Below are 25375 nucleotides of genomic sequence, written 5' to 3' on the forward strand. Positions count from 1 at the left end.
GCAAATCACCTAATATTCTTATAAAATCTGCTTTCTGAAAGAGTAAATTCTACTTCTATTTTTCATTTTTTTAAAGTGGAATTTAACTTTTCACTTTAGCAAAATTAAAACATTTTTCACCAATTTTTTTTCTACAAGTTCTTCTATTAAATCTGTTGGTGAAATAATACGATATTTAAAAACTTGTGTTTGTTTAGAAAGAGTGATATTCATTTTTTTTAATGAACAAACCACCAGCTCACTACAATATAATTCTTGATCACTTGATAAATCCATTTGATAATCATAAGGATAATTTAAATAATCTAAAGCATTTTTCAAAAAATCTTTAATAAAAGTATTCTCTTTTAAAAAACGAAAACATGTCATGGCTTTTAAATAAGACTCATTTTTTAAATTAGCCATTTGATCAAAGGTACGTATCTGTACACCTCCAACATTTGCATCTAAAACAAGTATTTCCTTTTGCGTTTTATACATCTTCATGATTTTTTCATAATATGGAAAAGAAGTATCCAAAAGTTCTTGAACTTGTTTTAAACTTCCTAAATAGATAAGTGTATGTTTCCACCTACCAGGAATCGCAATATTTGAAATATAATGACTATTTTCAATATTAATAATATCCCCACATTGCAACTTTGAAAAATTTTCTGAAACCTCTTCATAACTAAAATTTTCCTTTTGAGTTGATACCTCGATATCTTTTTTTTGTGTACATCCCACAAGACATAAACATAATATCAAAGCATATATTCTATACACATCATCACCTAGATCATACTTAAACTTACTCTTTTTTTATTTAAATCAACATCTATGACATTGACTTCTACAATATCCCCTATACTTAAAACATCTAATGGATGTTTAATTCTTTGTTTTGACATTTTTGATATATGCACTAAACCATCATTTTTTAAGCCAATATCCACAAAAGCTCCAAAATCAACAACATTTCTAACAGTTCCTTCTAAAACCATTCCTGGTTTTAGATCTTCTATATGAAGAATATCTTTTTTTAAAAGTGGTGTTTGATATTGATCTCTAATTGAACGATTTGGTTTAATTAAACAATCAATAATATCATCTAATGTATATTGGTCAATTTTTAAAGTTTCTATAACTTCTTTTTTATTAATTTTTAATAATTTATCTTTAAGTTCCACTGTTCCTAAATCAGCTAATGATAATTGACATAAATTTAATAAATCTAAAGCTTGTTGATAATTTTCAGGATGAATAGCAGTAGCATCTAATGGATGATCACCATCTAAGACACGTAAAAAACCTATTGCTTGTGTATATGTTTTGGCTCCTAATTTTTTTACATTTTTTATTTCATTTCGATTATGAAATTTACCATGTTCATTTCGATATAAAACAATTTGTTGTGCTACACCAGCATTTAATCCTGCAACATATTTAAGTAATGACTTAGAAGCTGTATTGATATCAACACCAACATTATTTACTGTTTTTTCAACAACGAAATCCAATTGTTCTTCTAAATTTTTTTCAGGAATATCATGTTGATATTGTCCAACTGAAATTGCTTTGGGTTCAATTTTAACAAGTTCAGCAAGTGGATCTTGTAAACGTCTTGCAATTGATACTGCAGATCTTTCTTCTACATGATAATCTGGAAATTCTTCTTTAGCAATTTGACTTGCTGAATAAACAGAAGCACCTGCTTCAGAAATAATAGCAAATTCTACATTTAAATGATGTTCTTGAATAAGTTTAGCAATAAATGCTTCGGATTCTCTTGAAGCAGTTCCATTTCCAATAGCAATAATTTCAATTTTATATTTTGAAATAATATCTAATAAAGTTTTAATATCTTTATCATAATTATCTTTAGGTAAAGTAATAAAGACTTTATCAATGTGTAAGACTTTACCTGTTTGATCAACAACTGCTAATTTACATCCTGTTCGATAAGCAGGATCAACACCTAAGACCATTTTATTTTTTAATGGTGCTTGTAATAAAAGATTTTCTAAATTGACTGAAAAGACTTTTAATGCTTGTTCATTAGCTTTTTCTGTTAATTCTTTTCTTATTTCTCTTTCAATAGAAGGGAATAATAATCTTTGATAACTGTCTTCTACTGCTTTTTGAATGTATGGTAAAAGATTTGTTTCTCTGCTTTTTGTAACACCTCTTGTAATGTATTGTAAATAATAATCTTTATCTCCTTCTATATTTACATTGATTACTTTTTCTTTTTCAGCTCGATTGATTGCTAAAATACGATGTGATACTAAAGTTTTTACTTTTTCTTGATAGTTATAATACATTTCATAAACTTTATTTTCATCATCATGTTTTTTCTTTTCACTTGTTTTTAAAATACCACCTTTATAAAGCATATCTTTTAAAAACTTACGATATTTAATATCATCAGCAATATCTTCAGCAATAATATCTAAAGCTCCTTGAATGGCATCTTCTACATTTAAAACATCATCATTTAAATATTTTTTAGCTTCTACTAAAATATCTCCTTTATTTAAAGCTAAGATCCATTTAGCTAAAGGTTCTAATCCTTTTGCTTTAGCGGCTGTTGCTTTTGTTTTTCTTTTTTCTTTATAAGGACGATAAAGATCTTCAACTTCGCTTAATTGTGTAGCTTTTAAAATATCTGTTTTTAATTTTTCATTTAACATTCCTTTTTCATCAATTAAACGAATAACATCTTCTTTTCTTTTTAATAAATTCACTTGATATTGATAATATTTATCAATTGTACGTATTTGATCTTCGTCTAAAGCACCCGTCTTTTCTTTTCGATAACGTGCTATAAAAGGAACTGTATTACCTTCTTCTAATAAAGATAAAACTGCTTCAATTTGATGTACTCTTACATTTAATTCTTCACTAATTGTTTTAATAATTTCTTGATTCATATAAACCTCTTTAAATACTTGTATATTCTTTTAACGTATAGATAATATCTTGGTAAATTTCATCACATAAATAATCTTTTAATTCATCAATTGGACACCATTTATAATCCGTATGTTCAAAAGAAATAGCAACATGATCATCATCTGTAGATGCTAAATAACCAATACCTACTGTTTGATAATCCTTTCTTATTTTGGTAAAAGTATATGCTGGTTTAACAACATCGATCGTTAAACCCGTTTCTTCTTTCAATTCTCTTTTTAAAGCTTCATTCGGTGTTTCCCCATATTCTAAACCGCCCCCAGGAAGCTCCCAATATCCTAGTCCATCACTAGATGGTCTAACTCTTTTCATTAATAATACTTTTTGTTTAAAAACAACAATTCCTTTTACTGTAATATGAAATCTTATATTTTCCATTGATATTTCCCCCTATACTGTCTTTATCATAACATTATTTTATCAAATATGTTTAAAAATTATTATGAAAAATGTATAATATATGCTGAGGTGATTTTAATATGATTAACTTTAAAGAAGAAGTCGAAAAAAGAAAGGAACAGCTTATTCAAGATATTGAAACATTATGTGCAATTCCTTCCGTTTATAATGAAAAAACAATCGGTGAAAACCAACCTTATGGAAGTGAATGTAGACAAGCTCTTGATGCTATGTTAGCAATTGGAAAAAGAGATGGTTTTGTTGTACATGATGAAAATGGTTATGCTGGACATATAGATATTGGTGATCAAGAAGAAAGTTTTGGTATTTTAGGTCATTTGGATGTTGTTCCTGTTGATTCAAGAGGATGGGACAGCGATCCATTTAAAGTGGTTCAAGCTAATGGTAAACTTTATGGTAGAGGTGTTGCTGATGATAAAGGACCTTTACTTGCTGGATATTATGCTGCTAAAATCATTCATGATTTAGATTTACCTGTTAAAAAGAAAATTCGTGTTATTTTTGGTTGTGATGAAGAACGTGGATCTTCTTGCGTTGAACATTACTTTACTAAGAATCCATATCCATCTATGGGATTTACTCCTGATGCTGAATTCCCTGTTGTTTATGGTGAAAAAGGAATTGTTCGTTTCCATATAACAGGAAATGTAAAAAAAGATGGATTGATTGCAATGGTAGCTGGTGATCGTGTAAATATTGTTCCTGGTGAATGTGAAGCAATTATCGAAGGCAATCATAAACAATATGAAGAATCATTTAAACAATTTTTAAGTGATCATCATGTAACTGGTATCATTGAAGAAGAAGGAAATTGTACAAAGCTTGTCTTAAAAGGAAAAAGCGCACATGCTTCTTTACCAGAAGAAGGAATTAACGCTGTAAGTTTACTTGCAACTTATTTAGATACTGTTATTAATAATAAACTTGTACATTTTATTGCAACTTATTTAAATGATTATTATGGAAAAGGTTTACAAATTAATCATGAAGGATTAATGGGTAAATTAACAATGAATTTAGGTGTTGTCAAATATGTTAAAGAAGATGCTGATATTGAATTAGACTTACGTTGTCCTCATGAAATTGATTTAAAGGAAATGTGTGATGGTGTAAAAGAATTATGTCAGTCTCTTGGATTAAATTTAGAAAGTGATATTCATGAACCACTTTATATCGATCCAAACAGTGAGCTTGTTCAAAAACTTCATAAAGCTTATGTTGAAGTTTCAGGTGATACAGAAAGTCAACCACAAGCAATTGGTGGAGGAACTTATGCTAAATCAATGCCAAATTGTGTAGCTTTTGGATGTGAATTCAAAGATGAAGATAACGCAATTCATGGTAACAATGAAAACATAAAGATTGATTCATTATTAAAATCAACAGAAATCTTTGCTAAAGCAATTTATGATTTAATTAAAGAATAGAAATTTCTATTCTTTTTTTATACAAAAAAACTTATCTTTAAAGATAAGCTTATCAACTCTATGGTGCGGCCGACCGGACTTGAACCGGCACGGCATAAGCCATAGGTCCCTCAAACCTACGTGTATACCAATTTCACCACGGCCGCATCTAACATATTTAATTTAACACATTTTGAAGATAAAAACAAGACGACTATTTGTTAGTCGTCTTCATTTTTAATAAATCATCTAAGTTATATGGTGTATTTTGATATACATAATAGTTAAGCCAATTTGAAAATAATAAATAGGCATGACTACGCCACTTAACTAAGATTTCATCATTGACATCATCATTTTTATAATAGTTTTTAGGCATTACACAATCCCCACCTTTAGCTAAATCACGGTGATATTCCTTATCTAATGTATCTGGATCATATTCTGGATGTCCTGTAACAAAAAATCTTGACCCGTCCTTTTCTGCTACCAAATAAACACCCGCATCGTTTGAAGAAGCTAAAATATCTAATGACTCAATTTTTTCAATATCTTCTTTTTTAACAGAAGTATATCTTGAATGGGGTGCATAAAATTGATAATCAAAACCTCTTAGAATTCTTCTTCTCATCTTTTCTGGATTTGTATGATGATGATAAACACCTGTTAATTTTTCTTTCAATTGGTATTTTTCAACACCATAATAATAATATAAAGATGCTTGAGAAGCCCAACAAATAAAGAATGAAGAAAAGACATTTGTATTGGCCCAATCAAAAATATTTGTAAGTTCATCCCAATAATCTACATCCTCAAATTTTAATTTTTCAACAGGAGCACCTGTTACAATCAAACCATCATACTTATTATCTTTAATTTCATTAAAGGTTTTATAAAATTCCATTAAATGTTCTTGTGATGTATTTTTAGAATTATGACTTTCCATGCATAACCAATCTACTTCAATTTGTAAAGGTGTATTAGAAAGCAATCTTAATAGCTGTGTTTCTGTCACGATTTTAGTTGGCATAATATTAACAATAATTAATTTTAATGGACGAATTCTTTGTGATAAAGCTCTTGTTTCATCCATAACAAAGATATTTTCTTCTTTTAATATTTTACTTGCTGGTAAATCATTTGGTATTTTTATTGGCATATGTAACTTCCTCTCTATGAAAATGAAATAAATTCATTAAATATTTTTAATATATAAGCATCTGACATTCCTGACAAATAATCTATAATACTTTTAGCCATTGCATTTTTATCATGTTCAAAATCATAAATAATATGATTTTGATATAATGGATTTCTATTAAAATGCTTCATTTGACTATACTTTTCTAACCAATGCATATATCCTTGAATAGTTACAGGATATTTTTTTTGATCTTTCTTTAAAGCTTCTAAAACATTTATTTGATTATCATTTGCTATCTTATCATATTTATATAAAAATTGAAAAATAGAATTTAAAATAAGTTGTACATAATTTGTGTGGACTTCTATACGATCAATTAGATAAATATTTTGATAATTGAATTTCATAATATACTTCATGACTTCAAAAGCTTCATCTGATAAGCATATTCCTTTCTCTATAGAAGAATTTTGACAAACATCTAATATAAAATAATTAACAATTGTTCCATTATTAATAGCATCAAAATGAGATTTTGTTAATTGATTTAGTTGATTTCTTAAATCTTCTACAAGCTGTTCATCAATAATATTTAATCGTAAAGCATCTTCAATATCCCTAGCAAGATAAGCAATTTTATCTGACATTTTAACAACACAGCCTTCCCAAGTATAAGGATTGTATTGCCCAGGATATAAATAATCTTTTAAATCAATAGATTCATTCCTTTTAATAATTGCTTTTTGATTCATTTCTCCACAATGAGAAATAATTCCATCTCTTACAGCATACGTTAAATTTAAATTTCTACGAACATGATGATCATCTTCCAAAGTTTCAATTTGATCTACAAAATGTAAACTATTTTTTTCATGCCAAAAATCTTGTAGACCATGTTCTTTAGAAATCTGATTAATGATCTTTTCTCCACCATGTCCAAAAGGTGCATGTCCTAAATCATGTCCAACAGCAATTGCTCTTGTAAGTTCTGTATTTAATCCTAAATAATGAGCAATAGTATAACTTACTGAATCTACAAGATTTACATGCTCACTTCTTGTACAAACATGATCATCTTCAACTGCAAAAAAAACTTGCGTCTTATGTTTCAATCTACGATAAGCAAGAGAAAAAATAATACGATTATAATCTCTAGAAAAAGGACTTCTTAAATCATTTTTTCTTTGATAAAGTGCTTCATTTCTTGAAATTGCTTGTTGATATTGAGGATGATTTTCATACATTGCTTCTTTTAAAAAACTATTTTTTGACATTTTTTATACCTCGCTTTTTCATTATATAAAAATTAAAAAAAAAGATAAAGAAAAAGATTATCTTTCGATAATCTTTTAGAATTTTAAGAATCTTCTCATTGAAACAAAACTTCCAATTAAACCTACTCCAGCACCTAAGCCAGCTAAAATAAATGAGAAATCTCTAATAAATGGCATTGGGGCTTTTAATACAAGCATTGATGACATTAATGAACCACCTGTATAGTTATATAACGCTCCATAACCATAAACAAGAACAAGAATTGGAATAATTGCTCCAAACAATCCAATGAGCATACCTTCTAACATAAATGGAATACGAATATACCAGTTACTTGCTCCAACCATTCTCATAATTGAAATTTCAGTAGATCTTGCTGTAATTGTAATTTTAATTGTATTAGATATCATGAATAAGGCGACAATAACTAAACCAACAATAAAAACTGATCCAGCTTTTTGTATTGTATTCAATGTTGTGACCATACTTTGTGTAGAATCACCACCATAATTAACAGAATTTACATTAGGAATATCTTGAATCTTTTTAGCTAAACTTGCAAGTTTTGTTGGATCTTTTGCTTCTACTTCATAAGCAGAACCTAAAGGATTATCTTCACGATAAGACTCAAATAACGTCTTACCATCTTTACCTTGTTTATCGATAAGTTTATTCAACTCTTCATCTTTTGATGAATATGTAACAGATCCAACACCTTTAAGTTTTTTGATTTGATTCCCTACTTCTTTTTCAGCATTTTCATCAATCGATCTTTCTAATTTAACATAAATACGCACGCCATCTTCAATATTTGCTGAAATATCTTGAACATTAAGTGCTAAAACACTAATAACACCAATAAGTAATAAAGTAATTGTTACAGCAAAAATTGAAGAAAAAGACATTGCACCATTTCTCCATAAATTAACCAATGATTCTTTAAAATGTTTTGGTAAATTTTTTATACAACTTATTAATTCTTTCATTATAAATCATATCCTCCTAAAGATGTATCAGCATTAATGCAACCATCTTCCATTAAAATTGTACGTTTTTTATGTTCTTGTACAATCTTTTGATCATGAGTTACAACTAACACAGTTGTCCCTTGTTCTTCATTAATACGCATTAATACATTAATAATTTCTTTTGAAGTTTCTGGATCCAAGTTTCCTGTTGGTTCATCAGCAATTAAAACTTTTGGACGATTTACAATTGCTCTAGCAATTGCAACTCTTTGTTGTTGACCACCTGATAATTCATGAGGGAAAGCATTGACCTTATCTTCCAAACCAACAAGCTCTAATGTTGCTCTTACACGTCTTCTGATTTCTACACGTGGTGTATCAATAACTTCTAAGGCATAGGCAACGTTTTCAAAAACTGTTTTTTTAGGTAATAATCTAAAATTTTGAAAAACAACACCTATATTTCTTCTAAAATAAGGTACTTTACTATTTTTAATTTTAGAAACATCTTGTCCTACAACTTCAACTTTTCCTGAAGTTGGTTTTTCTTCACGATATAATAACTTAATAAAAGTAGATTTTCCTGCACCAGTTGTACCGATAACATATACAAATTCTCCAGGTTCAATTGTAAGATTTACATCATTAAGTGCTCTTACTCCTGTTTTATAAATTTTTGTAACATTTGTTAGTTTTATCATTTCTATTCAGCTCCCAGGAGTATTATAGCACAATTTGTAAGTTTTGTTTGAATATTGAGTCTATTAATTATGTTTTTTCATGTTATAATATGTTTATTGAAGGAGTGGCTAAATGAAAAGAATATGCCCTAGATGCAATAATGAACTATCTACAAATTGTTATGTAAAAGATAAAGGAATCAATACTTTAAGCTATCTAGAATTAATTATAAAAAAAGATCAATTCAATAAAGAACATAAAGAAATTAAATCATGTTATTGTCCTAAATGTGGTTATGTAGAACTTTATGTTGATGTCGATCATCAAAATCAACATTTAAAAAAGGATGATGATTTAAATTCTTTAAGACAAACTGTAAGGCAATATGCTATTGATTATCATCAACGTATAGAATTAGAAAGAAAAAAAAATGAAGGAAAAGAAATTCTAGATAAAAAAAGGAAACTTGAATCTCTTATTTATCAATCACATATACAAAACGATAAAAAAAGAAAACGTAAAAAAACTTTACGTAAAACACATTTACTAAAAAAAGTGCTAAGAAAATAGCACTTTTTTTATAAATCTATATTAGGTAATGTAAATCCTCTTCCTCTTACATTATGTGTCTCATTTGTAATAATAAATGCTGCCTCATCAATTTTTAAAATTTCATTGGTAAGTGTCACTAATTCTCGGCGGCTGACAACAGACATCACTGCATACATATCTTGTTTTTTATAACCTGTGGTAATATTCATAAGCGTACATCCTCGATCTATTTGATCATAAAGAATACTTTGAATCTCATTCCATTTTGGTGAAATGACCAATACTTGAATTTTAGATTCACCTAATAAAATCATTTTATCCATGACCAAAGCAGTAATCAAAACAACTAAAATACCATAAAGAATTTGTTCAACATTTGAAAAAGGAACTTGTAAAGCTAGGATAATACAATCAAAGCCATTAATAAGAACAGTCGTAGAAATACCTGTTTTTTTATTTAGAACTAATGGTGGTATATCCATTCCTCCGGTACTTGCTCCCATTCTTAAAACAAGTCCTAATCCTCCACCTACAAAAATTCCTGCATAAACAGAGGATAAGAGTAAATCATTTGTAAGATGTGTAACCCCCGGAGTATTTTCAAATATCGTTAAAAATGTTGGGAAAATAATTGTACTTAATAATGTTTTAGCTGCAAAAGATTTTCCTAGAAAAAAATAGCCTGCAATAAACATAATAATATTGATTACATAAACAACAAGCGATAAAGGAATTCCTGTTATTTGTTTGACAATTAATCCTAACCCAGAAGCGCCACCAACAATAATCCCATGAGGGGTAATGAAAGCACAAATTCCAAATGCTAGAATAGCATTACCAATAACAATCACAGCAATTTCTAAACATTTTTTAAAAAATTTATTCTTCATGACTACCCTCCTGTATACGAGATTTCAAATACGCATAAATAAAATCATCTAAGTTTCCATCTAAAACATCTTTAGGATTATTAGACTCATATAATGAACGATTATCTTTTACTAAAGAATATGGATGTAAAACATAAGAGCGAATTTGTGAACCCCAAGCAATTTCTTTCTGCTCACCTTGTATTTCTTTTAATTCTTTTGCTTGTTTTTCTTCCATTAAAGCAAATAACTTACTTTTTAACATCATCATTGCTTGTTCTCTATTTTGAATTTGGCTTCTTTGACTTTGACAAGTAACGACTGTTCCTGTAGGAATATGGGTAATCCTAACTGCTGAATCTGTTTTATTAATATGTTGTCCACCTGCTCCACTTGCACGATAAGTATCAATTCTTAAATCTTCTGGTTTAATGTCAATTTCAATTGTATCATCTAATTCAGGAATAACATCAATGGATGCAAATGAAGTATGACGTCTTTTGGAAGAATCAAATGGAGATATTCTAACAAGTCGATGAACACCTTTTTCAGCCTTTAAATGTCCATAAGCATATTTTCCTTTAACCAAGAAAGTAACTGATTTAATACCTGCAACATCTCCATCTAAATAATCTAAAACTTCTATTTTAAAATCTTTCGTCGAACAATATCTTTGGTACATACGATACAACATTTCTGCCCAATCTTGGCTTTCTGTCCCTCCTGCACCTGGATGAATTTCTACGATGGCATTAGCACTATCATACTTTCCAGATAAAAGTAAAATTTTTTCAAATTCACCCATTCTTCGTTCAAAATCTTGATAATCACTTTCTAAAATAGTTTGAAATTCTTGATCATCCGTTTCTTTAACCAATGTATATGTTTCATCTAATGAATTTAATGATTGACAAAGACTTTCATATTCATCAGTAATTTTTTTCATATCATTTAATTCGTCATAGATCTTTTTAGCTTTTGTTGGATCATCCCAAAAGCCATCTTGCATTGTTTGATATGAAAGACCTTCTATTTCTCTTAATTTTTCATCAATTTGTGCAGATTTTCTATATTCGTCTATTAATAAATGGGCTTTATCAAGCCCATTTTTTATTTCATATAATTCCATTATTTAAATTCTACTTCTAATTTTAAATGAGGAATATTTTCTTCTGCTGAACTACCAGGACGAATACCCATATGCACAATATTTTTAGAAATCATATCAACAATAGAAAGTTTCATTTGTTCAAACATATAGAACGCTTCTTCTGTATATTCAGAAAGTGGATTCTTTTGTGCATACGCACGTAAATAAATACCATTTCTAAGTTTAGTCATTGCATCAATATGATTGATCCAAGTATAATCAATAACTCCTAATAAAACACTTCTTTCATAATTAACGATTTTTGCATGATCAATATCTTTATTTAATCTCATTTGATACTGAGAGAAGCAAATTTCTGTTAAAGTTTCTAATAATTTCTTAGAATCATTTTTAACAACATCTTTATTCTTAGCATCAATTTCAGCAAGTAACATATAATTTTTAGCTACAAAATCTAAAACAGCATCCACATCAACTTCATCATGTTTACCATGAGTTGTACATCTATTGATTGTCATTTCAATTGCTTGATTGAACATACCTTTGATAATATCATCTAAATTATCTAATGACATGATTTCATCACGTTCTTTATACATAATTTCACGTTGTTGTCTCATAACATCATCATATTCAAGAATATGTTTACGTGAATCAAAGTTTTGACCTTCAACACGTTTTTGTGCATTTTCGATAGCTTTTGAAACCATTTTATTTTCAATAGCCATATCATCATCTAAATAATTACTAAATGATTGTAATTTTTCACCAGCAAATCTTTGCATTAATTCATCATCAAAAGAAACATAGAATACAGAATATCCTGGGTCACCTTGACGTCCAGAACGTCCACGTAACTGATTATCAATACGTCTAGATTCATGTCTTTCAGAACCAATAACTGCTAAACCACCAATTTCAGGTACACCTTTACCAAGTTTAATGTCAGTACCACGACCAGCCATGTTTGTAGCGATTGTCACCGCACCTTTTTGACCTGCTCTTGCAATGATTTCAGCTTCTTTAGCATGGTTTTTCGCATTTAATGTATTATGTTTAATTCCTCTTTTATCTAACATTTTTGATAAAATTTCTGAAGTTTCAACCGATACAGTCCCAATTAGAATTGGTTGACCATAAGCATGTCTTGCAACAACTTCATCACATAATGCTTTAAATTTATTTGTTTTTGTAGAATAGATCTTATCATTACGGTCATCACGAATAACTGGTTTATTTGTTGGAATTTCAATAACACGCATGTTATAGATCATCATAAATTCTTCTTCTTCTGTTTTTGCAGTACCAGTCATCCCTGCTAATTTATTAAATAATCTGAAGAAATTTTGATATGTGATTGTTGCTCTTGTTTCTGTTTCTTCTTTAATTGGAACACCTTCTTTAGCTTCAATTGCTTGATGTAACCCATCAGAATAAGCACGTCCTGGCATAACACGTCCAGTAAATTGATCAATGATCATAATTTTTGCATTACGAATATCTCTTGTACCATCTTCTGTTGCAATCATATATTCAACATCACGAGTCATCGCATAGTTTGCTTTTAATGCTTGATTGATATGATGAACTAATGAAGTATGTTGAATATCATATAAGTTATCAATCTTAAATCCTTTTTCTGCTTTTTCGATTCCTTTTGGAGTTAATGAAACAGTTTTTGTTTCAATATCAACTTCATAATCTTTTTCAGCAATTAATGATTTAACAAAACGATCTGCTTGTAAATATAAAGCAGCTGTATTTTTCTTACCACCTGAAATAATCAATGGTGTTCTTGATTCATCAATTAAAATAGAGTCAACTTCGTCGATCAAAGCATAGTTAAGTCCTTTAACTAATACTTTATCTTCCATTGAAGTAACCATATTATCTCTTAAATAGTCAAAACCTAATTCAGCATTTGTTGTATAAGTAACATCACAACCATGTGCTTCTTGTTTTTGTTGAGGTGTTAATTCTCTTTTATTTAATCCAACTGTTAATCCTAAAAATTCTAATACTTTACCATTATTTCTAGCATCACGTTCAGCCAAATAGTCATTAACAGTAATAACGTGAACTCCTTTTCCAGTTAATGCATTTAAATAAACTGGGAAAATAGAAGTTAATGTTTTACCTTCACCTGTTTTCATTTCAGCAATATCACCATTATGTAATGCAATACCACCCATTAATTGAACTTTAAAAGCTTTTAAATGAATTTGACGCCATGCAGCTTCTCTTGCAACTGCAAAAGCATCAATTAAAATATCATCTAATTCACTACCGTTATTTAATTTTTCTTTTAATACATTTGTTTGATTTGCTAATTCTTCATCAGACAAAGCACTATACTTATCTTCTAAAGAAATAATTTCTTGAGCAATCTTATCTAATTTTTTAAGTTGTTTTCTTTCATCATCGAAAACACCTTTAATTTTTGAAACAAAGCCTTTTTTTGTTTTTTGTGGTGTTGTAGAAAATGGAATAACTTCTCCATTATATTCTTCATTTTTAAAATCTTCTACATGTATATCTTCACCTTGTTGATCTTGTAAATCAACAATATTTTTAGCTGCTTCAACATCGATTCCTAATTTAGCGTTTTTCTTTTTAATTTCTTTTCTTATTTCTTGCTTTCTACTAGCCATACATACACGCTCCTTTTACGCTTGTAATCGAGTTTAATTATATCAAATAATTGTGATTATTAAAAGCAAAATTTAAATATCCCTACTTAAAATAAAAATCTAGAGATTATCTCTAGATTTTTACGACATGTTTTGCCTGCATACCGCGTTCGCTTTGATATAATTCAAACTCAACTAATTCGCCTTCATTAAGTGTTTTATATCCATTTTGAACAATTTGGCTATAATGAACAAAGACATCTTTTCCTTCTCCTCGATCAATAAATCCAAATCCCTTTTCGGCATTAAACCATTTGACTCTTCCTTGCACTTTCATCATCCTTTCCTTGTCTATTTCAGTATATTTAATATTTTATAAAAAAGTTATCATTTTCATTCGACAAATAAATTTTACGTGTCATTTATAATAAAAAAATGTCATCTCTATTGTCAAATAGTTCACACTATTTTACATATTTGTTGAAAAAGTAATAAAAAGCATTTCTAGCAAAAGCATAAAGCTTACCCTTACTATTGGTTAGTGGTTTTCTTAGTGTCTACAATAGAATTGATTATTTTTTAAAATAATCAATATGAGGGCAAGCCAATACTAATGCTTTTATTTGTTTAGGGTGATATTTTTCTACTTGTTGAAATGCTGCTTGTAAAGTATTTGATGAAGTCATCACATCATCAAATATTAAAACATTCTTCTTATAAAGAAGATTTCCCTCTTTAATAGATAATATTTTCTTTACTTGGCTTCGATCTTTTTGTTTTGTCTGTTTGTAGTCTTCTTTTTTATACAAACCTGTAAAAATATGTTGAGAAAATGTCTTAACAATTTCAACATTAGGACAAAAGCCACGTCTTTTATTATCTTTTTGACTACTAGGAATAACAACAATGATATAATTTTTGTAGGTCCTTTTTAATTCTTGAAATGATTCTATAAAACAATCCTTTAAAGCATAATCATCTAATGCTTTATATTGAAAAAGGAGTTGTCTAAAAAAATCATTATATTCATATAAAACCTTGACATGATATCCTTGAATCCTTATATCACTATTTATTATTTTAAATTTTCTTATACAGCTTAAACAAAGAGAAGAATTATTCACCAAGTGAAAAAGATCTTGTTGTTGATTTAACTCTTTATGGCAGATAAGGCATTGCTTTGTTGAAGATCCTTGATACATTCTTTAATAGCCTTCGTTTGTCTATTTGTATAAATGATAATATCTCCATTTGTATAGGGTACTTTTCGCCCTGTTCGCCCTGCTATTTGAATAAGTATTTCTTTATCAAAAAGGGGATGTTCACCATGTAAAATAATAACTTGTACATTTTCAACAGTCATTCCTCTTTCTAAAACTGTTGTACATACAATAACATCTATTTCATGGGATTTAATCATTTCTAATGATTGATGAATATTTTTTTCTTTTGACGTAGCACAGTGACTTTTAATAGAAAAGAATTTAAGAAATTTTTGTACTTGTCTTGTCATTTCAATACGTGGTACAAAAAGAAACACCGGTTTTTTATCTTTTTGATACTTTTTTAATTGATAAACAAGATGACACAACATCATAAAGTTTCCCATTACCTTACAAGTAGGAATTGGTAATGGTTGATGATGAAACCTTTGTAAGACTTGTACATCTCCACTTTCAATCGTTGCAGACATAAACACATAATTTCCCTTTATACTATTCATTAATATATTTTCCAAAACTTCATTATCACGATATGGAAAAGCATCATACTCATCTAAAATCAATAAATCAAACATTCGTGGATACCGGTACAGCTGATGTGTTGTACAAATAATAAATTGTCCTTCTAAACACTCTGTATGTCCTCCATAAACAAGAATGGGCTGAATATTAAAAAATTGTTTTTGAATTCTCTTTGCTAATTCTATAACCAATTCTTTTCTTGGCATCGTCAAACAAACATGATGTCCTAAATTCAATGCATATTCAATGACACCATAAATCATTTCCGTCTTTCCTGCTCCTGTTACTGCTTTTAATACTGTATTTTGATGATTTTGATATCTTTCTATCAATAATCTTGAAGTTCTTTCTTGTTCTAAGTTTAATGAATAATTTAAATGATAGTATATTTTCTTTTCATTTTTAACAGGTTTTAAGTTAACTGTCTTTGTAGAAAAAGCAATACATTTTCTACAATAAATACGCCCATTGTTTTCAAAAAAATATTGAACATCTTCATTTTGACATCTCGAACATTTCATCTTCTTCACCCACATCTATTTTAATACATTTTACAAAATAATTCGTCTCGAATTTGTTTCACATTTGTCTCAAATTTGTTTCACATTTGTCTCACGATTTTTTCAATAAAATCATTTTTGTATTTCTTAGAAATAGGAATAACTTGTTTATTTTTAGTGATACAATTCATTCCTTCTATCCTCTCAACATATTTTAAATTAACAATATAGCTTCGATGACAACGACAAAAAGAATCATCTAATTGTAAAGCTATTTCTTTTAAACTGAGATAATTTCTTTTTGTCATATCATTTTGATGAATCATAACATGGTGTTGATAAGCTTCTATATAAATAATGTCTTCATAAGGTATTTTGTGAACTTCTTTTTTAAACTGATAAATAAATGTCTTAGAATGTTGATGTAATAAAACGCGATCAAGTATTTTATATATTTCTTGTTGATCAAGTGGCTTTAATAAGTAGTGCATCGCTTGTACTTGATAACTTAATATCCCATAATGTGTATTTTTTGTTTGAAAAACAATCGGTATTGATAAATCTTTTTTTCTTAAGATCTTTGCAAATTCAAAACCATTGATATGTTTCATATCTAATTCTAAAAATACAAGATCACAGTTTTTTAAACATTTTGGTAATTGATAATAAAGCTGTTTATACCAATGAAAATAGATTTCTTGTTGTCTTTCTATACCCCATTTTTCAATAATCGATTTTAAAAAAACATAATCTTTTAAATTATTTTCTCCAATAAAAATATTCATTTGATCACCTCTTTATCAGTGTATATGATTTACAATCTACTCTATGATTTTAGAACAAATTGGACTAAAAAAAATCGCCGAAGCGATTTATTGATCTTGATATACTTTTTTTAATGCATCTTCAACACACTCTGGCACTAAGCCTGTAAGTGGCTTATGATAACTAGCTATTTCTTTAACGACAGATGATGAGATAAAAGAATGTGATGGCTTTGTCATTAAATACATTATTTCTATTTGACTATTTAAATATTGATTAGATTGTGCATATTGTAATTCATAATCGAAATCTGTTGTTGAACGTAAGCCACGGATAAGCACTTGTCCATTGACTTTTTTGACATAATCCATAAAAAGTTCATCTGTTGAATCAACAATTACATTTTTTAAATGAGATGTTGCTTTTTTTAAAAGTTCTTTTCTTTGTTCAATCGTAAACAAGCCTACTTTTGTTGGATGAATAGCTACCGTTACATATAATATGTCAAATATCTTTGCAGCACGTTCAATAATATCTAAATGTCCATTTGTAACTGGATCAAACGATCCATTATATACAGCAATTTTCTTCATGATTTAATCCTCATAATAAAAAATATTAAGAGCTGTAATTCCATACTCTTTTCTTTTATTTAACTCAATTCCTTCTATTCCTTTAAACTCAACTTCTTTTAATTCTTCTACTACAATACACGCTTGTGGATTCAACATTTGATGATCAACTAAATATTGAAGAATATCATCAACAAGTCCTTTTCCATAAGGTGGATCTAAAAAAACATAATCAAACTTTATACCTTTTTCATACAAATATTTTAAAGCTTTTTTATAATCCATTTTCAAAGGAAAACAATTTTCCAATTTTAAAAGAGAAAAATTTTCTTTAATTGTTTTAAAAGCTTCGTATTGATGATCCACACTATAAAGTGTATCACATCCTCTAGAAATCGCTTCTATTCCAAGTCCACCACTACCTCCAAATAAATCTAATACCGTTCCTCCTTGAAAATATGGTCCAATCATATTAAAAAGGTTTTCCTTATTTTTATCTGTTGTCGGTCTTGTTAATTGACTCTTAGGAACTTTTAATTGTCTTTTTTTATACTTTCCTGCAATCACTCTCATAATTTATACCCTGATGTATCTAATGAATCACTAATATCTTTAAAAACAATTTTTGTTACTTCATCGAGTAATTCATTGATTTTATAATAACTTTGATAATATTTTTGAATGTTTTCATTTTGTGACATTCTTTTTCTTACTTCATTTAATTCTTGTCTTTTCTGTGTCAAATCAATATATTTTTCAAACTTTTTCAAATCATCTAATTCTTGTAAAAGATTTTGATAATTATCTAATAATTCTTTTGTTTCTTGATTTAATAATTTTAAAGATTGCTCTTTAAATTGTAGATAGCGCTTATCTTCTTTGATAGCATCTATTAAATCATATATTGTTTCATTCATTGTAACATCTCCAACATACTCATTAGTATTGATATTCTTTCTAGCTTTTCTAAAACTGTACTTTGTTTTTTTTGATGTATTTCATCTAATAAATCATCATATTTTTCTGGATAATGACATAATGTAACATACCAAACAGGATGCTTACGTATATAATCTAAAACATCTTCTTTCATTATTTACCTTCTTTATTTTTATCTAAAAGATTAGAAACAATTCCTAAAACTTTTTCGATTGATTGCAAAGAAGAAGATAATGCTTCCAAATCGACATTTTTGATAATTTCTAAAACATTCATATTTTCTATTGGATGTTCCTTATACGGTTTGAAAAAATGATCATCTTCTCCATACATTGTATAGATTTCATATATTTCTTGCCAAGTATAGCGATGATTTAATACATCTTCTTTAATACTTGGTATTGTCTTTAAAAAAGCTTTAAACTCTTTTAAATTATCCATCAAATCACCTAATATATCATATGAAACATTTATAATTGTGTGTCTGTTTTTTCTAGTTGTTCTTTGTTGAACTTGGAAATAATTGCTTGGGCAATACCTATTGCTATTAAAGCAGCAATCGTTGAAGATCCCCCAGATGATACCAATAATAATGGAACACCTGTCATTGGAATCAATCCTGAAACGCCACCTAAATTAACAAATAAATGTAACATAAAATAAGAAGCTATTCCTATCAAAATAACTCTTGATTTATTATTTTGAATTTGATCTGCATATTTTAATAATCTAAAAATAATAATAGCTGTTGGAATAATCATTAAAGCCAATCCAAAAATACCAAGTTCTTCATAAATAATGGCCCCTATAAAATCATTATGTGCCTCTGGAATATAATCATATTTTTGAATAGAATTCCCTAATCCAAGTCCAAAAATACCACCATCTGTAAAAGCAATCAAAGAATTGACAAGTTGCCATGAACTATCATAAATATTTTCTATTTTTAATGGTTTCAACCAAGAATCAATACGTTGTAATTGATATCCCTGTAAAACAGCTGTAATTAAGAATCCTAAAATAATAACCGCTACAGCTAAAGCAATCCAAACGAGTTTTTTATATTTTTTATAATAATCTCTTGGTGTTGACATAAAACAAATAAAACAAATTGCTGCTAGAATAAGAGAACTTCCTAAATCCTTTTGTACAATATCTCCTACTCCAAATGCAAAAACCATAAGAGCTAAAGGGAACAAAACACATTTGTTAAATTTATCTTTATAAAATTTACTTTTTAATTCAGCTGTTCTAAATTTTCCTTTTACTACAAATGCTGAATCAGTTTCAGTAAGCATATAAGATAAAATAAGAACCATACCAATTTTCATAAATTCTGCTGGCTGTACTGTAAAAGGACCTAAATGAATCCAAGCATGTGAACCTTTGGTCGTCCAAAAAACACAGCCACACATTGAGATGATTCCCATAATATATACAGCCATTGAACTTCTGTAATTAATCATTTTTAATTTAAAACCCTTTGTAAGAACCATCATAATAAAAACACCTATTGCTACATAAATAGATTGTGTAATCATATTTTTTATTGCAAATGCCGTTCCTTTTGAAGAGACCGCTCCAATTGATGCTGAACCAATCATTACAATTCCTAAACAAATCAATACAAAAACTGCAAAAAAGATAGGCTTATCTGCCCCTTTTTTTCTAAAAAAAGCTTTTATTCTTTTTGTCATTATAATTTGATCCAATCATTTTCTTGACTTGCTTTAAAAACTTTATAAATAGAATATCCAGAAACATCTTGGAATTCTTTATCAATTTGCTTTTCTTCACTCTTTGTCCCAACAACATTTTTAAATTTTCTATAAGCATTTAAAAAATCTGTTTTACTTATTCCTTCTTCATATGCTTTTTCTACTGCATTATATAAAGACATAACATCAATAATATCTTCTGTTGACCATGTATAGTCTAGTGGATAATTATAGTCCATCATTTACACCTCATTTCAGTAAGATATTATAACTTAAAAAAGTATAAAAATAAATGACTTATGATAAATCCCCCATACAATTATTTGAAATCATAATATGGTAATAGTAAAGGAGGGATAAACAATGAACTGTGATTATAACTGCAATGGATATGTCAATAATCCATTTGGCTGTGGTGGATGTAACACATGCGGCTATACACCTATTATGGGTGGCTTTGGTTGCAACAATACAGGATGTAGTTGGTTTGCAATTGTTTTAGTTGTTTTCTTATTATTAATCATTTGTGGTAATTCAAGAATTAGACCTTAGATATTTCAATCACCTCAAAATATGTTATAATAACCACGAATGAGGTGAAAAAAATGTTATTAATGAAAGATATTATAGATGATTCAAACGAATTAATTAGAACAGTATCAAAAGAGGTTGAACTTCCTCTATCCAAAGAAAATCATGATTTACTCATGAAAATGCATGAATTTTTAGTTGCAAGCCAAGATGAAGAACTTTCTGAAAAATATGATTTAAGACCTGCAGTAGGTATTGCAGCTATTCAACTTGGTATTCCAAAAAGAATGTGTGCCATCCATGTTTTAGATTATGATGAAGAAGGAAATGTAACAAAATCTACTGATTATGCTTTAGCGAATCCTAAGATTGTTTCTTATACACCTAAACAATCTTATTTAAAAACTGGAGAAGCATGTTTATCAGTTCCTGAAGATGTAAAAGGTTATGTTCCACGCCATGCTAAAATCACTGTTGAAGGATTTGACGTACTTACAAACAAAGATGTAAAAATTGTTGCTCGAGGATTTTTAGCTATTTGTTTACAACATGAACTTGATCATTTTGATGGTGTTTTATACTATGATCATATTAATAAAGAATATCCATTAGTACCAATCGAAAATGCTATGGTTATTGAATAAATAAAAGGTTCTTTCGAACCTTTTATTTTACTTTAAAATAATGAATTGTTTTGGGCTTTAATACTATTTGTCCTTGATTTTCAATTTCTTGTTGATCAATTAAAGAAATAAGATTTTCATTTAAAGAAATGGTAAATTCTTGATCATCTAAATTTAATGCTACAATAATTCTTTCTTGTTGATCATTTCTTTCAAAAACAAATTGTTTATTTGTTAAAACCAATTCTTTAAACTCACCTTTTTGTAAAGCAGATGATTGATTTCTAATAGAAATCAATTTTTTTATATATTTTGTTAAATCATTAGGCATTGGTTTGGTAAACTCTGGTCTTAAAGAATCATCACTTCCCTGTTCTTTCTTTCCGGTTTGTCCCCATTCACTTCCATAATAGATACATGGTATTCCTGGTAAAGAAAATAACATACCATAAATAAGTGGTAATTTTTCTAAATCTGTTAATTTAGATGCTATTCTTTCTACATCATGATTATCAACAAAACTAAATAATGTTTGTCCTCTATACATTTCTCCATAATTACGTTTTATTGTATGAGCCATTTCAAACATATTTAATGAATTAAACGAAGACCAAAGTCCTTTAAAACCAGGATAATCTGTAATACTATCTAAATGTGCTTCACTAAACATATATCCTGCATTATCACCTAAAACTTCACCTAACAAGAAAAAATCCGCCTTTTTTTGTCTACAATGATCTTTTAACATTGCCATAAACCATCTTGGTAAACTATAGGCAACATCTAAACGAATACCATCAATATCAAAGGCATCAATCCAATAATCAACAGCACTTAATAAATAATTTTGAACATCTGGATGATCTAAATTTAATTTAACTAATTCATAATGTCCTTCCCATCCCTCATAATAAAAACCATCATCATAAGGTGAATTGCCGTTAAAATCAATTCTAAACCAATCTTTATATTGACTATTTTCTCTATTATTTAAAACATCTTGAAAAGCAAAGAAGCCTCTTCCTACATGATTAAAAACACCATCTAAAACAACACGCATCCCTCTATCATGTAAATTTTTACAAATTTCAATAAAATCTTCATTTGTTCCTAAACGTTCATCAATTTTACAATAATCTCTTGTATCATAACCATGATGATCACTTGAAAACACAGGATTAAAATAAATAGCATTTATTCCTAAATCTTCAAAATAATCCATAAAATCATTCAATCTTAAAATACGGTGTTCCACAATTCCATCATTATCACGAGGAGCCCCACAAAAATTAAGAGTATAAATTTGATAAAATACACTTTCATTAAACCACATTATAAAAAGCCTCCTTATACATCTATCTATTATTATACACTATTTAGTTAGAGTTATTTAAAAAATATGATATAATATATTATATATAAGGAGGTTCTTATTATGACTCAAAAAATTATTACTATTACAAGAGAATATGGTTCTGGAGGAAGATTGATTGCTAAAAAAGTAGCTGAAGCCTTAAATATTGCTTTCTATGATAATGAACTTATTGATGAAACAGCGCGCCAATTAGGTATTGATATTGATACAATTCGTAAAGCATCTCAAGAAAAATCATCAAGTTTTGCTTATTCACTTAATAATGGTCCTCTTGTTTTACCAATTAATGACCAAGTTTATGCTACACAAGCCAAAATCATTAAACATCTTGCTGAAAAAGAAGATTGTATTATTGTTAATGGATGTGCAAACTATATTTTAGAAGACTATCCTCATGTTTTAAGAATATTTGTGTATGCTCCTTTAGAATCTAGAATTGAACGTGTTGAAAAAGATTATAAAGAAGAACACGAAAATACTAAAAAATATGTTCAAAAAAGAGATAAACAAAGAAAGAGTTATTATAATTATTACACAACAAATACATGGGCAAATATGAAAGACTATGATTTATGTATTAATAGTGATATGGGAATTGATGAAATCGCTCAATTAATTGTTAAAGTTTATCAAAACGGAAAATTATGGAAATAATATAAAAAATATTCAGGACACCCTGAATATTTTTTATTCTGGTAAAAATTGAATTGCTACTCCTAAAAGTCCTGAACCAAGATAACAAGATAAAGCAGCACCAACATGACCATCGATTATATATGTAAATTGAGGAAACCTTTCTTTTAACATTCCTTCCAAAATATTTCTTTCTTCCAAATTATTAGCATCTGCAATAGCCAATGCAAATTTTTGATGTGGATTTTCTTCAAGATGACTTTCTATTAAATCTATCAATTTTGATTTTACTTTCTTTGAACCTCTCACTTTAGCTGGAACATAAATTTCTCCATTTTCTTTTTCAAAAGAAAGAATTGGTTTGATCTTTAGTGTTGTTCCTAAAAATGCCGAAGCCTTACCAATACGTCCACCTTTTTGTAAATAATTTAAATCATCTATTGAAAAATAAGCATAATTTTGATGGCACAAGAAATCTGCAATTTCAATTAATTCATCAAAAGACTTTCCTTCTTCTCTATATTTAGCAAGACTAATAGCAATAACTCCTAATCCCACTGATGCACTTTGACTATCAACAATATGACATTTTAATTTCTCATAAGTTTGACAAAATAGCCTCATTTGATTACCTGTCCCAGATATACCACTAGATAAAAATAAACCAATAACATGAGTATATCCTTTATCTTTTAGTTGATCTAATAAATTAAACAAATCTTCTCCAACTGGTGAAGAAGTTTTAATTACTTTTTCATCTTGAATCGCATAAATATCATTAGAAGTAATATCTACACCATCTCTATAACTCTTTCCATCATATTGAATTTGTATTGGTAAAACATGTATATCATATAACTCTCTATATTCTTTTTTTATATCACTACATGAATCTGTTATAATTGCAATTTTTTCCATTTATATCTCCTTAAAATTATTTTGAACTTCATACTAATGGAACTTATTATAACTATTTGTATATAAAAAGCAAGATTTTTAAAAAATAAGTATCGCATCAATGATATGCGAAACACATTGAACTACTACCGATCCCATCATTAATGCTCCTAAAATGATTGTAACTAATCCCTTATTTGATAATTTTTCCATAATAGTTCCTCCTTTTGTTTCTTTAATTTCAACTTTTAAAATTTATTTTTATTAATGTATCTTTTTAAGACACTTATAATATAACTCCATCTCTAAGTTTCGTCAATACTTTTGTGTCTTTTTTAGATATTTTGTTTACTACATAGTCTATAATATGGTAATATTAAGACACAAGGAGTGATTAGATGACAGGTGAACGTATTAAAAAATTAAGAAAAGAAAAGGGTTTAACTCAACAACAACTAGGAGAAATGCTCGGTGTTCAAAAATCAGCAATTGCAAAATATGAAAACGGACGTGTTCCAAATTTAAAAAAGGAAACACTTTCCCGACTTGCAGAAATATTTAATGTTACTCCTAATTATTTATTAGGTATTGATGAGCCAGCCTATCATGGACATAGTCATAATATAGATATTCCCTTATATAGTGATGTTTGTTGTGGAGATGGTATTTTTGTTGAAGACAATATTGAAGAATATATTTCTTTACCTGAATCTCTATTAAGTTCTCGAAAGGATTACTTTTGTCAATATGCTGATGGAGATAGTATGATTGATGAAAATATTCAATCTGGGGATCTTATTATTTTTGAAAAGACACAGCAACTTAATAATGGTGATGTGGGATGTTTTGGCATTGAAGATAATATTGCAACATGTAAAAAATATTTTAATGATTCTAAACAAAATTGTATTATTTTACAACCTGCAAATGATAAATATTCTCCAATTATTATTAATGAATATAATTATCATGAATTTAAAATCATTGGAAAACTTGCCCTTGTTATTTCTAAAAGAAACTAAAATTAAAACTCCGTTTCAAATGAAACGGAGCTTTTTTTATTAAT

General features: G+C 28.2%; 29 protein-coding genes and 1 tRNA gene. 6 read left to right on the plus strand and 24 right to left on the minus strand.

The genetic code is table 11. The annotated features are described in order from the left end of the window. Window positions 1-90: 90 nt before the first annotated feature. The 3 genes from HUU89_RS08920 to HUU89_RS08930 are packed head-to-tail and all read right to left on the minus strand — an operon-like array spanning window position 91 to window position 3333. The gene (locus HUU89_RS08920) at window positions 91-765 is read right to left on the minus strand and encodes a YiiX/YebB-like N1pC/P60 family cysteine hydrolase (protein ID WP_175301569.1); all 675 of its coding nucleotides are present in this window, start codon (window positions 763-765) and stop codon (window positions 91-93) included. A gap of 8 nt (window positions 766-773) precedes the next feature. Next, window positions 774-2912 (minus strand): Tex family protein, encoded by a 2139-nt coding sequence (locus tag HUU89_RS08925; RefSeq protein ID WP_147579513.1) that lies wholly within the window; start codon window positions 2910-2912, stop codon window positions 774-776. Window positions 2913-2922: 10 nt separating this feature from the next. Further along, window positions 2923-3333, minus strand: a complete 411-nt coding sequence (locus HUU89_RS08930; protein ID WP_175301570.1) for an NUDIX hydrolase — start codon at window positions 3331-3333, stop codon at window positions 2923-2925. Window positions 3334-3434: 101 nt separating this feature from the next. Between HUU89_RS08930 and pepV the strand changes: the two genes are divergently transcribed. Then, window positions 3435-4802, plus strand: coding sequence for a dipeptidase PepV (gene pepV / locus HUU89_RS08935; RefSeq protein WP_119363693.1), 1368 nt, complete (start codon window positions 3435-3437; stop codon window positions 4800-4802). 61 nt (window positions 4803-4863) lie between these two features. Here pepV and HUU89_RS08940 read toward each other — a convergent pair. From HUU89_RS08940 to ftsE, 5 genes are all read right to left on the minus strand, one after another. Then, window positions 4864-4948 (minus strand) — tRNA-Leu (locus tag HUU89_RS08940). Window positions 4949-4995: 47 nt separating this feature from the next. Next, window positions 4996-5940 carry a homoserine O-acetyltransferase MetA gene (metA, locus tag HUU89_RS08945; RefSeq protein WP_175301571.1) on the minus strand — a complete coding sequence of 315 codons (945 nt, stop codon included), beginning with the start codon at window positions 5938-5940 and terminating at the stop codon, window positions 4996-4998. 14 nt (window positions 5941-5954) lie between these two features. Beyond that, window positions 5955-7199 (minus strand): deoxyguanosinetriphosphate triphosphohydrolase family protein, encoded by a 1245-nt coding sequence (locus HUU89_RS08950; protein ID WP_175301572.1) that lies wholly within the window; start codon window positions 7197-7199, stop codon window positions 5955-5957. A gap of 75 nt (window positions 7200-7274) precedes the next feature. Further along, entirely contained in the window at window positions 7275-8186 is a 912-nt protein-coding gene (gene ftsX, locus HUU89_RS08955) for a permease-like cell division protein FtsX (RefSeq protein ID WP_175301573.1), read from the minus strand. Further along, window positions 8186-8869, minus strand: a complete 684-nt coding sequence (gene ftsE / locus HUU89_RS08960) for a cell division ATP-binding protein FtsE (RefSeq protein WP_022002906.1) — start codon at window positions 8867-8869, stop codon at window positions 8186-8188. Before ftsE ends, ftsX begins: the two co-directional genes overlap by 1 nt. A gap of 112 nt (window positions 8870-8981) precedes the next feature. On the opposite strand from ftsE, the gene HUU89_RS08965 reads away from it, so the two are divergent. After that, the gene (locus HUU89_RS08965; RefSeq protein WP_175301574.1) at window positions 8982-9419 is read left to right on the plus strand and encodes a hypothetical protein; all 438 of its coding nucleotides are present in this window, start codon (window positions 8982-8984) and stop codon (window positions 9417-9419) included. An 8-nt stretch (window positions 9420-9427) separates the two neighbouring features. Here the strand turns inward: HUU89_RS08965 and HUU89_RS08970 are convergent, their stop codons facing one another. The 14 genes from HUU89_RS08970 to HUU89_RS09035 all read right to left on the minus strand — a co-directional run bounded on the left by HUU89_RS08970 (window position 9428) and on the right by HUU89_RS09035 (window position 20489). Further along, the gene (locus HUU89_RS08970; RefSeq protein ID WP_147579511.1) at window positions 9428-10291 is read right to left on the minus strand and encodes a YitT family protein; all 864 of its coding nucleotides are present in this window, start codon (window positions 10289-10291) and stop codon (window positions 9428-9430) included. After that, window positions 10281-11399, minus strand: coding sequence for a peptide chain release factor 2 (prfB, locus tag HUU89_RS08975; protein WP_175301575.1), 1119 nt, complete (start codon window positions 11397-11399; stop codon window positions 10281-10283). The genes HUU89_RS08970 and prfB overlap by 11 nt, the downstream gene beginning before the upstream one ends. Further along, window positions 11399-14032, minus strand: a complete 2634-nt coding sequence (gene secA, locus HUU89_RS08980; protein WP_032090518.1) for a preprotein translocase subunit SecA — start codon at window positions 14030-14032, stop codon at window positions 11399-11401. Before secA ends, prfB begins: the two co-directional genes overlap by 1 nt. Before the next feature lie 112 nt (window positions 14033-14144). Further along, on the minus strand, window positions 14145-14348 hold the full coding sequence (locus HUU89_RS08985) for a cold-shock protein (protein WP_022002911.1): 204 nt from the start codon (window positions 14346-14348) through the stop codon (window positions 14145-14147). Window positions 14349-14583: 235 nt separating this feature from the next. Then, a complete protein-coding gene (locus tag HUU89_RS08990; RefSeq protein WP_022002912.1) occupies window positions 14584-15213 on the minus strand; it encodes a ComF family protein in 630 nt (209 codons plus the stop codon). Then, a complete protein-coding gene (locus HUU89_RS08995) occupies window positions 15162-16277 on the minus strand; it encodes a DEAD/DEAH box helicase (RefSeq protein WP_032090519.1) in 1116 nt (371 codons plus the stop codon). Before HUU89_RS08995 ends, HUU89_RS08990 begins: the two co-directional genes overlap by 52 nt. Before the next feature lie 80 nt (window positions 16278-16357). Then, complete coding sequence (locus HUU89_RS09000; protein ID WP_147579507.1) at window positions 16358-17041, minus strand: LytR/AlgR family response regulator transcription factor; 684 nt, start codon at window positions 17039-17041, stop codon at window positions 16358-16360. Between the two features lie 87 nt (window positions 17042-17128). Beyond that, a complete protein-coding gene (gene coaD / locus HUU89_RS09005) occupies window positions 17129-17614 on the minus strand; it encodes a pantetheine-phosphate adenylyltransferase (protein ID WP_175301576.1) in 486 nt (161 codons plus the stop codon). A gap of 3 nt (window positions 17615-17617) precedes the next feature. Then, on the minus strand, window positions 17618-18166 hold the full coding sequence (rsmD, locus tag HUU89_RS09010) for a 16S rRNA (guanine(966)-N(2))-methyltransferase RsmD (protein WP_175301577.1): 549 nt from the start codon (window positions 18164-18166) through the stop codon (window positions 17618-17620). Further along, the gene (locus HUU89_RS09015) at window positions 18163-18510 is read right to left on the minus strand and encodes a YlbF family regulator (RefSeq protein WP_022002917.1); all 348 of its coding nucleotides are present in this window, start codon (window positions 18508-18510) and stop codon (window positions 18163-18165) included. Before HUU89_RS09015 ends, rsmD begins: the two co-directional genes overlap by 4 nt. Further along, window positions 18507-18686 (minus strand): YlbE-like family protein, encoded by a 180-nt coding sequence (locus HUU89_RS09020; RefSeq protein ID WP_022002918.1) that lies wholly within the window; start codon window positions 18684-18686, stop codon window positions 18507-18509. Before HUU89_RS09020 ends, HUU89_RS09015 begins: the two co-directional genes overlap by 4 nt. Then, window positions 18686-18973, minus strand: coding sequence for a spore coat protein YlbD (ylbD, locus tag HUU89_RS09025; RefSeq protein WP_022002919.1), 288 nt, complete (start codon window positions 18971-18973; stop codon window positions 18686-18688). The genes HUU89_RS09020 and ylbD overlap by 1 nt, the downstream gene beginning before the upstream one ends. A gap of 29 nt (window positions 18974-19002) precedes the next feature. Beyond that, entirely contained in the window at window positions 19003-20229 is a 1227-nt protein-coding gene (locus HUU89_RS09030) for an FtsW/RodA/SpoVE family cell cycle protein (protein ID WP_217498465.1), read from the minus strand. After that, complete coding sequence (locus HUU89_RS09035) at window positions 20229-20489, minus strand: UPF0223 family protein (RefSeq protein ID WP_032090522.1); 261 nt, start codon at window positions 20487-20489, stop codon at window positions 20229-20231. Before HUU89_RS09035 ends, HUU89_RS09030 begins: the two co-directional genes overlap by 1 nt. 124 nt (window positions 20490-20613) lie before the next feature. Between HUU89_RS09035 and HUU89_RS09040 the strand changes: the two genes are divergently transcribed. Both HUU89_RS09040 and def read left to right on the plus strand, forming a co-directional pair. After that, on the plus strand, window positions 20614-20802 hold the full coding sequence (locus tag HUU89_RS09040; protein WP_022002922.1) for a hypothetical protein: 189 nt from the start codon (window positions 20614-20616) through the stop codon (window positions 20800-20802). Window positions 20803-20855: 53 nt separating this feature from the next. Then, entirely contained in the window at window positions 20856-21425 is a 570-nt protein-coding gene (def, locus tag HUU89_RS09045; RefSeq protein ID WP_117480217.1) for a peptide deformylase, read from the plus strand. A 22-nt stretch (window positions 21426-21447) separates the two neighbouring features. Here def and HUU89_RS09050 read toward each other — a convergent pair whose 3' ends face one another. Beyond that, complete coding sequence (locus HUU89_RS09050) at window positions 21448-22737, minus strand: alpha-amylase family glycosyl hydrolase (RefSeq protein ID WP_147579506.1); 1290 nt, start codon at window positions 22735-22737, stop codon at window positions 21448-21450. A gap of 102 nt (window positions 22738-22839) precedes the next feature. On the opposite strand from HUU89_RS09050, the gene HUU89_RS09055 reads away from it, so the two are divergent. Continuing rightward, on the plus strand, window positions 22840-23433 hold the full coding sequence (locus HUU89_RS09055; protein WP_032090526.1) for an AAA family ATPase: 594 nt from the start codon (window positions 22840-22842) through the stop codon (window positions 23431-23433). A gap of 33 nt (window positions 23434-23466) precedes the next feature. Here the strand turns inward: HUU89_RS09055 and HUU89_RS09060 are convergent, their stop codons facing one another. After that, window positions 23467-24330, minus strand: a complete 864-nt coding sequence (locus tag HUU89_RS09060; protein ID WP_175301578.1) for a DegV family protein — start codon at window positions 24328-24330, stop codon at window positions 23467-23469. A gap of 377 nt (window positions 24331-24707) precedes the next feature. On the opposite strand from HUU89_RS09060, the gene HUU89_RS09065 reads away from it, so the two are divergent. Then, window positions 24708-25331: a LexA family protein gene (locus tag HUU89_RS09065; RefSeq protein ID WP_022002928.1), complete on the plus strand. Its 624-nt coding sequence runs from the start codon at window positions 24708-24710 to the stop codon at window positions 25329-25331. Window positions 25332-25375 lie beyond the last annotated feature (44 nt).

The organism is Faecalibacillus sp. H12, from assembly GCF_013361255.1.
In the GTDB taxonomy this organism is placed as follows: Bacteria; Bacillota_I; Bacilli_A; order Erysipelotrichales; family Coprobacillaceae; genus Faecalibacillus; species Faecalibacillus intestinalis.

Coding starts and splice junctions, on each gene's coding strand:
- HUU89_RS08925 (WP_147579513.1), bottom strand. CDS start 2,912: ATGAATCAAGAAATTATTAAAACAATTAGTGAAGAATTAAATGTAAGA.
- HUU89_RS08930 (WP_175301570.1), bottom strand. CDS start 3,333: ATGGAAAATATAAGATTTCATATTACAGTAAAAGGAATTGTTGTTTTT.
- pepV (WP_119363693.1), top strand. CDS start 3,435: ATGATTAACTTTAAAGAAGAAGTCGAAAAAAGAAAGGAACAGCTTATT.
- metA (WP_175301571.1), bottom strand. CDS start 5,940: ATGCCAATAAAAATACCAAATGATTTACCAGCAAGTAAAATATTAAAA.
- HUU89_RS08950 (WP_175301572.1), bottom strand. CDS start 7,199: ATGTCAAAAAATAGTTTTTTAAAAGAAGCAATGTATGAAAATCATCCT.
- ftsX (WP_175301573.1), bottom strand. CDS start 8,186: ATGAAAGAATTAATAAGTTGTATAAAAAATTTACCAAAACATTTTAAA.
- ftsE (WP_022002906.1), bottom strand. CDS start 8,869: ATGATAAAACTAACAAATGTTACAAAAATTTATAAAACAGGAGTAAGA.
- HUU89_RS08965 (WP_175301574.1), top strand. CDS start 8,982: ATGAAAAGAATATGCCCTAGATGCAATAATGAACTATCTACAAATTGT.
- HUU89_RS08970 (WP_147579511.1), bottom strand. CDS start 10,291: ATGAAGAATAAATTTTTTAAAAAATGTTTAGAAATTGCTGTGATTGTT.
- prfB (WP_175301575.1), bottom strand. CDS start 11,399: ATGGAATTATATGAAATAAAAAATGGGCTTGATAAAGCCCATTTATTA.
- secA (WP_032090518.1), bottom strand. CDS start 14,032: ATGGCTAGTAGAAAGCAAGAAATAAGAAAAGAAATTAAAAAGAAAAAC.
- HUU89_RS08985 (WP_022002911.1), bottom strand. CDS start 14,348: ATGAAAGTGCAAGGAAGAGTCAAATGGTTTAATGCCGAAAAGGGATTT.
- HUU89_RS08990 (WP_022002912.1), bottom strand. CDS start 15,213: ATGTATCAAGGATCTTCAACAAAGCAATGCCTTATCTGCCATAAAGAG.
- HUU89_RS08995 (WP_032090519.1), bottom strand. CDS start 16,277: ATGAAATGTTCGAGATGTCAAAATGAAGATGTTCAATATTTTTTTGAA.
- HUU89_RS09000 (WP_147579507.1), bottom strand. CDS start 17,041: ATGAATATTTTTATTGGAGAAAATAATTTAAAAGATTATGTTTTTTTA.
- coaD (WP_175301576.1), bottom strand. CDS start 17,614: ATGAAGAAAATTGCTGTATATAATGGATCGTTTGATCCAGTTACAAAT.
- rsmD (WP_175301577.1), bottom strand. CDS start 18,166: ATGAGAGTGATTGCAGGAAAGTATAAAAAAAGACAATTAAAAGTTCCT.
- HUU89_RS09015 (WP_022002917.1), bottom strand. CDS start 18,510: ATGAATGAAACAATATATGATTTAATAGATGCTATCAAAGAAGATAAG.
- HUU89_RS09020 (WP_022002918.1), bottom strand. CDS start 18,686: ATGAAAGAAGATGTTTTAGATTATATACGTAAGCATCCTGTTTGGTAT.
- ylbD (WP_022002919.1), bottom strand. CDS start 18,973: ATGGATAATTTAAAAGAGTTTAAAGCTTTTTTAAAGACAATACCAAGT.
- HUU89_RS09030 (WP_217498465.1), bottom strand. CDS start 20,229: ATGACAAAAAGAATAAAAGCTTTTTTTAGAAAAAAAGGGGCAGATAAG.
- HUU89_RS09035 (WP_032090522.1), bottom strand. CDS start 20,489: ATGGACTATAATTATCCACTAGACTATACATGGTCAACAGAAGATATT.
- HUU89_RS09040 (WP_022002922.1), top strand. CDS start 20,614: ATGAACTGTGATTATAACTGCAATGGATATGTCAATAATCCATTTGGC.
- def (WP_117480217.1), top strand. CDS start 20,856: ATGTTATTAATGAAAGATATTATAGATGATTCAAACGAATTAATTAGA.
- HUU89_RS09050 (WP_147579506.1), bottom strand. CDS start 22,737: ATGTGGTTTAATGAAAGTGTATTTTATCAAATTTATACTCTTAATTTT.
- HUU89_RS09055 (WP_032090526.1), top strand. CDS start 22,840: ATGACTCAAAAAATTATTACTATTACAAGAGAATATGGTTCTGGAGGA.
- HUU89_RS09060 (WP_175301578.1), bottom strand. CDS start 24,330: ATGGAAAAAATTGCAATTATAACAGATTCATGTAGTGATATAAAAAAA.
- HUU89_RS09065 (WP_022002928.1), top strand. CDS start 24,708: ATGACAGGTGAACGTATTAAAAAATTAAGAAAAGAAAAGGGTTTAACT.